Source organism: Meiothermus rufus DSM 22234 (assembly GCF_000423425.1).
Taxonomy (GTDB): Bacteria; Deinococcota; Deinococci; order Deinococcales; family Thermaceae; genus Meiothermus; species Meiothermus rufus.
This window is the reverse complement of the sequence record NZ_AUHY01000038.1, coordinates 17,919-27,366: the sequence shown is the minus strand read 5'-3', so window position 1 is coordinate 27,366 and position 9,448 is coordinate 17,919. Positions and strand designations below refer to the sequence as shown.

Annotated in this window: 13 protein-coding genes and 2 pseudogenes; 10 read left to right on the top strand and 5 right to left on the bottom strand. The window is 67.5% G+C overall.

Going from position 1 to position 9,448, the window contains the following annotated elements:
• From G552_RS0108450 to G552_RS0108435, 3 genes and pseudogenes are all read left to right on the top strand, one after another.
• Positions 1-287 (top strand): annotated as a pseudogene (locus G552_RS0108450) (IS701 family transposase); the annotation flags it as partial.
• A gap of 126 nt (positions 288-413) precedes the next feature.
• Entirely contained in the window at positions 414-881 is a 468-nt protein-coding gene (locus G552_RS0108440) for a hypothetical protein (protein WP_027882644.1), read from the top strand.
• A gap of 207 nt (positions 882-1,088) precedes the next feature.
• Positions 1,089-1,544 (top strand): annotated as a pseudogene (locus G552_RS0108435) (magnesium chelatase subunit ChlI family protein); the annotation flags it as partial.
• A 31-nt stretch (positions 1,545-1,575) separates the two neighbouring features.
• Here G552_RS0108435 and G552_RS17085 read toward each other — a convergent pair.
• The gene (locus G552_RS17085) at positions 1,576-1,692 is read right to left on the bottom strand and encodes a DUF433 domain-containing protein (RefSeq protein WP_245575155.1); all 117 of its coding nucleotides are present in this window, start codon (positions 1,690-1,692) and stop codon (positions 1,576-1,578) included.
• Positions 1,689-1,805 (bottom strand): DUF433 domain-containing protein, encoded by a 117-nt coding sequence (locus G552_RS17080; protein WP_425411435.1) that lies wholly within the window; start codon positions 1,803-1,805, stop codon positions 1,689-1,691. The genes G552_RS17085 and G552_RS17080 overlap by 4 nt, the downstream gene beginning before the upstream one ends.
• Positions 1,806-1,953: 148 nt before the next feature.
• On the opposite strand from G552_RS17080, the gene G552_RS0108425 reads away from it, so the two are divergent.
• The 6 genes from G552_RS0108425 to G552_RS0108400 are packed head-to-tail and all read left to right on the top strand — an operon-like array spanning position 1,954 to position 7,943.
• Complete coding sequence (locus G552_RS0108425) at positions 1,954-3,102, top strand: lycopene cyclase family protein (protein ID WP_027882642.1); 1,149 nt, start codon at positions 1,954-1,956, stop codon at positions 3,100-3,102.
• Positions 3,090-3,767 carry a carotenoid biosynthesis protein gene (locus tag G552_RS15050; RefSeq protein ID WP_084640402.1) on the top strand — a complete coding sequence of 226 codons (678 nt, stop codon included), beginning with the start codon at positions 3,090-3,092 and terminating at the stop codon, positions 3,765-3,767. The genes G552_RS0108425 and G552_RS15050 overlap by 13 nt, the downstream gene beginning before the upstream one ends.
• A gap of 7 nt (positions 3,768-3,774) precedes the next feature.
• Positions 3,775-4,440 carry a lysophospholipid acyltransferase family protein gene (locus G552_RS0108415; RefSeq protein WP_027882641.1) on the top strand — a complete coding sequence of 222 codons (666 nt, stop codon included), beginning with the start codon at positions 3,775-3,777 and terminating at the stop codon, positions 4,438-4,440.
• A gap of 1 nt (position 4,441) precedes the next feature.
• A complete protein-coding gene (locus tag G552_RS0108410) occupies positions 4,442-5,527 on the top strand; it encodes a glycosyltransferase family 2 protein (protein WP_245575154.1) in 1,086 nt (361 codons plus the stop codon).
• Positions 5,512-6,849 (top strand): phytoene desaturase family protein, encoded by a 1,338-nt coding sequence (locus G552_RS16965; protein WP_027882639.1) that lies wholly within the window; start codon positions 5,512-5,514, stop codon positions 6,847-6,849. Before G552_RS0108410 ends, G552_RS16965 begins: the two co-directional genes overlap by 16 nt.
• Positions 6,846-7,943 carry a cytochrome P450 gene (locus tag G552_RS0108400; protein ID WP_245575156.1) on the top strand — a complete coding sequence of 366 codons (1,098 nt, stop codon included), beginning with the start codon at positions 6,846-6,848 and terminating at the stop codon, positions 7,941-7,943. The genes G552_RS16965 and G552_RS0108400 overlap by 4 nt, the downstream gene beginning before the upstream one ends.
• Here the strand turns inward: G552_RS0108400 and G552_RS0108395 are convergent.
• Positions 7,923-8,303, bottom strand: coding sequence for an acyl-CoA thioesterase (locus tag G552_RS0108395; RefSeq protein ID WP_027882637.1), 381 nt, complete (start codon positions 8,301-8,303; stop codon positions 7,923-7,925). The two genes, G552_RS0108400 and G552_RS0108395, sit on opposite strands and share 21 nt — an antisense overlap.
• A gap of 63 nt (positions 8,304-8,366) precedes the next feature.
• On the opposite strand from G552_RS0108395, the gene G552_RS0108390 reads away from it, so the two are divergent.
• The gene (locus G552_RS0108390; protein WP_027882636.1) at positions 8,367-8,762 is read left to right on the top strand and encodes an NADH-quinone oxidoreductase subunit 15; all 396 of its coding nucleotides are present in this window, start codon (positions 8,367-8,369) and stop codon (positions 8,760-8,762) included.
• Between the two features lie 157 nt (positions 8,763-8,919).
• Here the strand turns inward: G552_RS0108390 and G552_RS16575 are convergent, their stop codons facing one another.
• Positions 8,920-9,126, bottom strand: coding sequence for a cyclase family protein (locus G552_RS16575; protein WP_027882635.1), 207 nt, complete (start codon positions 9,124-9,126; stop codon positions 8,920-8,922).
• A gap of 157 nt (positions 9,127-9,283) precedes the next feature.
• Positions 9,284-9,415, bottom strand: coding sequence for a hypothetical protein (locus G552_RS16960; RefSeq protein ID WP_281167343.1), 132 nt, complete (start codon positions 9,413-9,415; stop codon positions 9,284-9,286).
• Between the last annotated feature and the right edge of the window lie 33 nt (positions 9,416-9,448).

Here is a 9,448-nt window from a genome sequence, read left to right as displayed (position 1 = left end):
ATCTGGGGATGAGCGAAGAGAAGCGGGCGGAGTTAGAGCGGCAAGGATGGGGGATCGAAGTGTACCATCGGGGGCTCAAGCAGTGCTGTGGGGTGGAGCGGGCCCAGGTGAGGAAGGCGGTCTCCATCCTGCGGCACCTCCTCCTGGCTTTGCGGGCCTTCCTCCGGCTGGAGGTCTACCGGCTGCGCAGGGGGGTGAGCTGGTACGAGGCCAAGGCGTCCATTGTTCGCGAGGCAATACGAAGTTATCTCGCCCATCCCCTCCACATCCTTCAGCCAACTGCGTAAGTCCTACAAGAGGTTTTTGCCCTGCTCGAGCCAGCCCCGAAGCTCCGGTTGCACTTTCTGGGTGGTGAGACCGTTTGGCTCGAGGGCGCTCCGCTCCAGCTTACCCCACGGCATCGGGAGATTCTGGTGGCCCTAGTCCTCAACCCCGCCGGTCTGAGCGCAGAGCAGTTGGCCCTCCGGGTCTGGGGCGAGGGGAGTAGGCCCGAAGTGGCGAAAGCCGAGGTTCGGCGACTGCGGCAGCGGCTCACCCTGGTGGTGAGCCGTCCCTACCGGCTTTCAGGCCGGGTCTGGGCCGATTTCGTCGAGCTTCGGGAGCGGCTCTTACGCGGCAATCTGCTGGGTGCACTGGCGCTTTATGGCGGGCCGCTCCTGCCTGGCTCGGACGCCCCGGTTGTGACAGAAGCCCGCGAGGAGATCTCGTCACTGCTTAAGAAAACGCTGCTTTCCCAGGGCGCGATCCAGCAAGCTTTCGAGCTGGCCATGCAAGAGGAAGACCCGGAATTTTGGCAAGCTATCTTGGCCCAACTACGCCCTGGTGATCCCCACCGAGTCCTTTTGGAAGCACGTTGGCAGCGCTTCTGGTCTACTGTGTGACCCTATAAGTTGAACTCTGCACCCACCGCCAGGCCGTTGCGCTGCTCACCCCGTACTTCCGGGCCAGGCTGCGGGCACTGGCCCCTGTCCGACGGTGCTCCTCCACCAGGGCTTCCCGCAACGCCTCTTTGCCCACCGGTCCCGGCTTGCGTCGGTGAAAAGTGTAGATCAAGTTGCCTTGAATACCCCGATTGCCCTGCACACGCCTGCCCCTGCGGCTGGTACGGCGACCCCCAGCGAAGCTGTGGCTGTACCCCTGCCCAGCGCACCCGTTATGTGAACCGCATCAGTGGCCCCTTGCTCGATCGCTTCGACCTGGTGGTGGAGGTGCCCCGCCTCACCCCCGAGGAGCTGGCCCGGGCCCCCGAGGGGGAGTCCACCGCTGTGGTAAGAGAACGCGTAGTGGCCGCCCGGGAAAGGATGAAGGCCCGCCAGGGAAAGCTCAACCGCGACCTTCTGGGCCGCGCCCTGCGCCAGCACGCCGCTCTTTCTCCTAGTGGCGAGGCCTTGTTGCAGGCTGCGGCCCGGCGGCTGGCCCTCTCGGCCCGGGCCTACGACCGCGTATTGCGGGTGGCCCGCACCATCGCCGACCTGGCCGGCGCGGAAGCCATCCAGGAGGCCCATCTGGCCGAGGCCCTCACCTACCGCCGCAGCCTGACTTGAGCCAGGGGCATTCAAGACAGGTAAGCCACGGTCATGCCACCCTCAGCACGGCCCCCACCGCGCTGAGCCTCGCCGCGTACAGCAAGCAAGCTTGGAGGTCTTCAGCCTCGAGGTCGGGGTAGTCGGCCAGAATCTCCGCGGGGGTCACATCAGCTCCAGCATCACCCGTACCGGGTAGCGCAGCCCCCGCAGGGTAGACTGGCCGTGGTTGACCTCGGGGTCGAGGGTGATGCGCTGGAGCAGGGCCGATGGGTTCGTCATGGTTTCAGTCTACCAACCTGGAAGGTGCTTCTATGGGATGCCCCGGCCCCGCCAACCCAAAGGGCGTCTTGGCCTGTGTCCCGCTCAGGCTTTGTAGTCCGGGCTAGGGCATTTGGCCGCTAGGGGCGTAGGCTAGACTCCGGTGGCGGTGGACTACGATTACATCATCGCGGGGGCGGGCGCGGCGGGCCTGAGCCTGGTCTACCACCTGGTGCAGGCGGGTCTGCCGGGCCGCATCCTGTTGCTCGAGCGGGCCCCCAAGACCCACAACGACCGCACCTGGTGCTTCTGGGAGGTGGGGGAGGGCCCCTTTGAGGCGGTGGTGGGGCACCGCTGGACACAGCTTTGGGTGCGCGATCGGGGTTTTGCCCGCCGCCTCGATCTCCAACCCTACGCCTACAAGATGATTCGCGGCCTGGATTTTTACCGCTATATGCAGCGCTGGCTGGCCCAGCAGCCCAACCTCGAGCTGCGCTATGGAACCATCCAGGCCATCGAGGAGGAGGGCCAGGGGGCGGCGGTGGTGCAGGCCGGGCAGCGCTACCGGGGGCGCTGGGTCTTCCATAGCCTCTACCGGCCCCCGCCCCCGCGCCTGGGGTACCGCTATCTGTTGCAACACTTCCTGGGCTGGGTGGTGCGGGCTCCAGAACCCGTCTTCGACCCCCAGGCGGCCACCCTGATGGACTTCCGCACCCCCCAGGAAGGCCAGGTGCGCTTTGTCTACCTGCTGCCTTTCGATGCCCAAAGGGCCTTGGTGGAGTACACCGTCTTTTCTCCGGAGAGGCTACCCCCCATGGCCTACCAGGAGGGGCTTAGGGCCTACCTGGCCGGAGTGCTGGGGCTAAAGGCGTACACCATCCTCGAGGTCGAATCGGGGGTGATCCCCATGACCGACGCCCCCTTTCCCCGCCGGCCCAGCCCCCACGTGATGCCGATTGGGATGGCGGGCGGGCAGACCAAGGCGTCCACCGGCTACACCTTCCAGCGCATCCAACGCCAGTCCCGCCAGATTGTCCAGAGCCTCCGAACGACCGGCCAGCCCTTCTACCCCGAGCCCCTCCTAAGGCGCCACGCCCTCTTGGATAGCGTGCTGCTGGAGGTGCTCTACCGCTGGGGCGGGCGGGGCCACCGGGTCTTCTGCGACCTGTTTGGACGCAACCCACCCCAGCGCATCCTGCGCTTTCTCGACGAAAAGACCAGCCTGTGGGAAGATCTACAGGTGATGGCCCGGGTGGATATACCCCTCTTCCTGGCGGCCACCCTGGCCACCTTCTGGAGGCGGGTATGGCCGGGCTAGTCTGGGGTGTACCGCTGGCGCTCTCGGTTCTGGTGCGCCTCCCGGTACCCTTGTGGCCCGAGGGGTTTCCCCTATTGAGCCTGGCCCAGATGATCCTCGTGGGCCTGGCCGCTTTGGGCTGGGGCTGGCGGCAGGTGGGCGGGCGGGTCTGGGGTCTGGCCGCCCTGGCCCTGGGGCTGGGGCTGGGGGTGGAGCTACTGGGCAGCCATACCGGGTTTCCCTTTGGCCACTACACCTACGCCAAAGCCCCCCCGCCCACCGTAGGGGGCGTACCCCTGCTGGTGCCTTTAGGCTGGTTTGCCCTCTCCCTCTCGGCCCACGCCCTGGCCCGGGGGCGGCCTGGCTACACCGGGGCGCTGTTGCTGGCCTGGGACCTGGGCCTCGAGGCCCTCATGACCGAGCGGGGCTACTGGACCTGGCAGGACCCCAAGCCTTTGTGGTACGGGGCCCCCCTGGCCAACTTCCTGGCCTGGTTTGCTGTGGGCGCGGGACTTTCCTGGCTGTATGCCCGCCTGGGCGGGCCCAAGCTGGCCCAGCCGGGGGGGCTGGTCTGGGCGTACCGCCTCGAGGCCTTTTTTCTGCCGCTGGGCCTGGCCTGGTGGGGGCTGTGGCCGGCGGCCTTGCTCTGTGGCCTGGCCATGAACCTGCTGGCCTGGCGGCGTTAGGAGGGCCATGCGTCCCAGGGAAAAACTCCTCAGGGTGGCCTTCGGGGCCTTGCTGCACCACAGTCTGCGGCGGGGCCTGCGGGGGGTCTGGGTGCAGGGGGGGCTGCCCCCAGGGGCCTTGGTGCTGGCCAGCAACCACCACTCCTGGTGGGATGGCTACCTGTTGCCCGCCCTATGTTGGGGCCAGCGCCCGCTGGCAGTGGTCATGGGCGAGGCCCGCTTAGAGGAGTTTGCCTTTTTCCGCCACCTAGGGGCCCTCCCAGCCCACCGCCCGCGCCAGGCCCTGGCCTGGCTGGCCCAGGGGGGGGCGGTGCTGATCTTCCCCGAAGGAGCCCTCCGCCCACCTGGCCCCTTGGGGCCTTTGCAGCGGGGCGCGGTCTGGCTGGCCCAGCAGGCCGGGGTACCGCTGGTGCCCGTGGCCACCCGGGTGGTGTTGCGCGGGCACGAGTTTCCCGAGGCCTACCTGGTCTTCGGCCCCCCCCTAGCGCCCGACCTGGCCGGGCTGAGCCAGACCCTGGGGGGGCTACTGGCCGGGCTGGATGCGGCCCTGAGGAGTGCCCCCCCCGAGGAAGCCCTGCCCGGCTTTACCCAGGTGTTGCAGGGCCGCCTCAGCACGCACGAGCGCCTGGCCGGCTGGGGGCGGGCGTTGGGCTATGGCCTGGGAGGGCGGTAGGGTGTTGGGGCTTATTTTCTACCTCCTGCTGGCCTGGCTGGCCTTGAAGCTAGGGGTGCTCCTCTTGAATCTGCTCCTTTTCCCCACCCTGCGCCCGGCCTCCTCCCCCGCCCGGGGGGTCTCCCTTCTGGTGCCGGCCCGCAACGAGGCGGCCAACCTGGAAAAGACCCTGCCCGGCCTTTTGCAGCAGGAGGCCCAGGAGATTCTGGTGCTCGACGACGGCTCCACCGATGCCACCGCCCAGGTGGTGGCCCGCTTCGCCCAGCAAGACCCAAGGCTGCGCCTGATTCCCGGCCAGCCCAAGCCCGAAGGTTGGTTGGGCAAGAGCTGGGCCTGCTGGCAGCTGGCCCAGGCCGCCCAAGGCCAGGTGCTCCTCTTCACCGATGCCGATGTGTACTGGCAGCCCGGGGCGCTGGCCGCCGTGCAGGCCTTGCTGGAACAAAGCCGGGCCGGGCTGGTCTCGGTCTACCCCCATCAGCGCACCCTTGGCCTGGCCGAGCGGGTGCTCCTGCCCCTTATTGACGATGCCCTGCTCTGCTACCTGCCCCACCCCCTCCTGGCCACCCCTTTTCCCCTGGCGGCGGCGGCCAACGGCCAGGTGATGGCCTTTGTCCGCCCGGCCTACTGGGCCGCGGGGGGGCATGCCGCGGTGCGGGCCGAGGTGCTGGAGGATGTGCGGCTGGCCCAGCGGGTCAAGGCAGCAGGCGGGGGGCTGGGCTTAGCCCTGGGAGGGCGCTTGATCGCGGTGCGGATGTACCGCAGCTATGCAGCGCTGGTGGAGGGCCTGGGCAAGAACCTTATCGCCTTCCACGGCCAAAGCCGGCTGCTGCTGGGTTTTTCCTACGCGGGGCACCTGCTGGCCTACACCCTGTGCTGGCCGCTGGCCCTGTGGGATACGCGCTGGTTAGCCCTGGGCTGCCTGGGCCTGCTGGAGCGCGTGCTGCTCGGCTGGAAGACCGCTCGCCCGGCCTGGGAGGCGTTGCTGCTGCCCTTGGCCCCCCTGTTGGCCCTGCCCATCTACCTGCGGGCGGGGCAGGGCCGGTATACCTGGAAAGGAAGGGCCTATACCCGATGGAAGCCATCGTGATTGGGGCGGGTTTTGCTGGGCTGGCCGCGGCCTTGCGCCTGGCTAAAGCCGGGCTGAAGGTGACCGTCCTGGAGCAGCTTGCCGGCCCCGGAGGCAAGGCCATTGGCTGGGAGGGGGTGCCCACCGGGCCTACCCTGCTGACCCTGCCCGAGGTGCCCCAGGCCATCTTCCAGGCGCTGGGCGCTTCGCCCCCTCCCTTCCAGCCGGTCTCGCCCCTCACCCGCTACGCCTGGCCCGACGGTCGCACCTTTGCTCCGGAGTGCGACCTAGAGGCCACCTTAGCCCAGCTTTCCCCCCTGGAAGCCCGGCGCTACCGTCACCTGCTGGCTTTGGCCCGCCGCCTCTACCAAGACGCCCAGGCCACCTTTCTGCTGGGCCCACCCCCCGATGCCGCCTGCCTGCTGCGCTACGCCCTGGCCGCCGGCTGGCGGGCCTACCCCTTCCACTCCCTGGCCCGCCTGGTTGAGGCCGGGCCCTACCTCACCCCTTTCTTTTTGCGCTTCGCCACCTACCTGGGGGCCAACCCCTACCGGGCTCCGGCCGTGCTACACAACATCGCTTGGGTGGAGCTGGGCCTGGGCGTCTACCACCTCCCAGGAGGGATGCAGGCCTTGGCCCAGGCCCTTTACCGGCTGGCCCAGGCCAGGGGGGTGCGCTTTGTGTTTGGCGAGAAGGTGCTCCGGCTGGAAGCGCGTGCGGGCCGGGTCAGGGCCGTAGCGACCGAAGGGGGCTGGCAGCGGGCCGATCTTTTCGTCTCCGCTGCGGACCGACACTTCACCTTAGGTTGGCTGGGCTGGCCCTTGCCCCGCGAGACCCTGGGCCTTTCCGGCTTTGCCCTTTTGCTCCACCTAGCTGAGCCGGTACCCCTGGGCCACTACGTGTATTTTTCCTCCGACTACCCTGCCGAGTGGCGCCAGATTGCCCAGGGCCGCTGGCCGGTAGAACCCACCCTCTACCTCCATACCGATGGAGCGGTGGCTTTCCTTCTGGTCAACGCCCCGCCCCTCCCCGCCTCGGCCCCGGTGGAAGCCTATGCTCGGCATCTCCTGGCCCGACTGGCGGCCTGCCACCCCCTGCCCATTGCCGCCTGGCGCGCCCTGAGCCCCTGGGACTACAGCCAGACCGCCTACCGGGGGGCCTTGTATGGCCGGGCTCCCCACGGCCTCTTGGGCGCGTTGCGCCCGGGCTGGGGCCTGGGGAGGCTGGCGAACCTGGTCCAGGTGGGGGGCACGGTGCACCCTGGGGGCGGGGTACCCCTGGCCTTGCGTTCGGGCTGGCAGGGAGCGGCCTGGTTACTGGCCCGATTGGGGGTGGAAGAGTGAAGGGTCTGCCCCAGCCCAGAGGCTACCCCTGGGGGTCCTTTGGTCACCTGCCCCGCTGGGCGGGGGCCCCTTTAGCCTTGCTGGAAGAGGGGGCCCGGCTGGGCGAGGTGTTTGTCCTGGGTCTGGGCCGCTGGGCGGTGGTGGGCTATAGTCCGGCCTGGAACCGCTTCGTTCTTTCCGACCTGGAAACCTTTCGTTCGACCGGCAGCCTGGCCACCCTGACCCCCTACCTGCGGGGTGGGGTGATTACGACCGAAGCACCCGAGCACAAGCCCCGCCGCCAAGCCCTCGACCCGCTATTTCACCGCCGGGCCCTGATGGGCTGGCAGGCCCGGCTACAAGAGGCCCTGGAGGCCCTCTGCCCCCAGGAGGCCTTCGAGGCAGGCGCCTGGGCCTCCCAGGTGGTGCAGGCCAGCCTGAACCTTTTCTACTTCGAAGGGCGCTTTCCCCCGGCCCTGCTGGCCCGCTTCCTAGCCCCCTTGCAGCAGCCTTTCCCAGCGCCTTTGCTGCCCCGCCCGCTAGGCTTCGCCCGGGTGCGCCGCGAGGTGCGCCGGTTGCAAAGGCTGGGGGTGGGGCTGGCCGCCCAGATGCCTTTGGAAGAGGTGTTGATCGGTCTGGCCGCCGGCTACGACACCACCGCCCACACCCTGGCCTGGGCCTTGTGGCACGCGGCCTGCTACCCCCAGTGGCACCACCCGCAGGGGAATTCCCTCCTTATTCAGGAAACCCTGCGCCTCTACCCACCGGGGTTTATCGGGAGCCGACGGGCAGCCCGAAGGGTGGCATGGGCAGGAGTGGTTATACCCGAGGGGGCTTGGGTGCTCTACAGCCCCTACCTGACCCACCGCCACCCTGAGGTATGGCCCGAGCCCCTGGTCTTCGACCCTTCCCGCTTTGCTGCAGGGCGCCCCGCCTGGGGCTACCTGCCTTTCGGTGGGGGGGAGCGCACCTGCTTGGGCATGCACCTGGCCCGGCTGGTGCTGGAAACCGCCCTCTCTCTTTTTTCTCAGCTAGAGCCCCTAAAGGGCGATCCCACCCCTCGCCCTGGCCTGACTTTGGCTCCCCGGGGCCCCCTATGGCTGCGGGGTCGTTGAGGCCGGGTCGTCCACCGGGGCAGGCCGGCCCTGTTCGTCCACGGCCACATAGGTGAGGTTGCCTTTGGTGGCCAGCACCTTGGGCTCGCGCAGGTTTTCCCGGTAGACCTCGACTTCTACGGTGAGGGAGGTGCGGCCTACTCGCACCACCCGGGCCACTACCTCCAGCAGGTCACCCACCTTGATGGGTACCTCGAAGACCACCTCGCCGACCCGTACCGTAACGCAGCGCTTACGGGCGCGGCGGATGGCGGCGTAGGAGCCTACCTTGTCCATCAGACCCAGCACGAAACCACCAAAAGCGTTGCCGCCGGGGTTGGCGTGCTCGGGAAAGACTAGTTCCAGTGTACGCGCTTCCATGCCTCCTAGCTTACTGGATGGTGTCTTTGGACTTTCCCCGGCTAATCCGATACACTGGGGAGCATGAGCGCGGATCACGAGGCTAGGCTGTACCAGGCCTGGGTAGAGGTTATCGATTGGCTGAAAGCCTACGCTGCCGAAAAGGGCGTAGAGTTCAGCAAAGAGTCGGATTTTCCCGACTTCATCTACCGCATGGAGCGCCCCTACGAAGTGCCCACCACGCTGATGGCGGTCTCGCTTTCCGATGCGCGGGGTGAGCCCTTCTTGTTTGCTTCGGTCTCGCCCCGGCACGCCAGGCTTAAGCACATTGCCTTCCGAGTGCCGGGGGGACATATCCACTACCACGCCCACTGGGAGGAAGGCCGAGGGCTGGTTTTAGAGGGCCGGCTGCCTTTGACCAAGGAGCGGCTTTACCAGATGGCTGATCGGGCCAGAGCAGCTTTAGCCAAAGCCTCTTGACAGGAAGTGGCCCCACGGTGGGAGAAGGGGCCTTCAGTCTGGATGGCGTTTGGGCGGCCTTTGGCTGTCCGGGTAACCAAGTCTGTGGTTACCTAGCCACGGCCAGTCTGCCCCCGTAGGATGCATGGGGGAGATGGTCAGGTGAGCGGCTAACGGGTTACCAGAGGGCCAGGGCCCGGGAGGCCCCCTTGTGCTTGGGGCTGCCCACCACGATTAGAGCTCCGCTGGGGGGCACGCTGGCCAGGTTGGCCAGGCCATACTTGCCTGCACCCGGCAGGGTCACGGGGCTTTTGAAGTCTTTGGAGGGGCCGAAGTCCAGGGAAAGGGTATCCACCCCCACCCCCATGATGTTGCGCTGGCGCACTAAAAACTCGGCAGCAGCAGGTAGTGCTGGACGTTGGCGCTATCCAGGTTGACGTAGGCCTTGGTGTCGCCCACCCGGCTGCCCCAGCCGGAGTACATGACCATGAAGGTACTGTTGGATAGCCGACCGTGGGCACGTTTCCAGGCCAGAATGTCATCTATGCTGACCTCAGCGTTGGGATTGCGCTGGCTTTAGCCTGGATGTTGATGACCGCCAGCAGGGCAATTAGGTGCTCTACCGAAGGAGCCAGTACCTCCAGGATGCTGGTGGAGAAAAGCGGCGTGGGCATATTCACGGGAGGTGATACGTCAGGCCCTGACGT

What these genes read in the sequence shown, in the direction of transcription:
- G552_RS17080 (WP_425411435.1), bottom strand. Translation starts at nt 1,805, where the DNA reads ATGACGAACCCATCGGCCCTGCTCCAGCGCATCACCCTCGACCCCGAG.
- G552_RS15050 (WP_084640402.1), top strand. Translation starts at nt 3,090, where the DNA reads ATGGCCGGGCTAGTCTGGGGTGTACCGCTGGCGCTCTCGGTTCTGGTG.
- G552_RS0108415 (WP_027882641.1), top strand. Translation starts at nt 3,775, where the DNA reads ATGCGTCCCAGGGAAAAACTCCTCAGGGTGGCCTTCGGGGCCTTGCTG.
- G552_RS16965 (WP_027882639.1), top strand. Translation starts at nt 5,512, where the DNA reads ATGGAAGCCATCGTGATTGGGGCGGGTTTTGCTGGGCTGGCCGCGGCC.
- G552_RS0108395 (WP_027882637.1), bottom strand. Translation starts at nt 8,303, where the DNA reads ATGGAAGCGCGTACACTGGAACTAGTCTTTCCCGAGCACGCCAACCCC.
- G552_RS0108390 (WP_027882636.1), top strand. Translation starts at nt 8,367, where the DNA reads ATGAGCGCGGATCACGAGGCTAGGCTGTACCAGGCCTGGGTAGAGGTT.
- G552_RS16960 (WP_281167343.1), bottom strand. Translation starts at nt 9,415, where the DNA reads ATGCCCACGCCGCTTTTCTCCACCAGCATCCTGGAGGTACTGGCTCCT.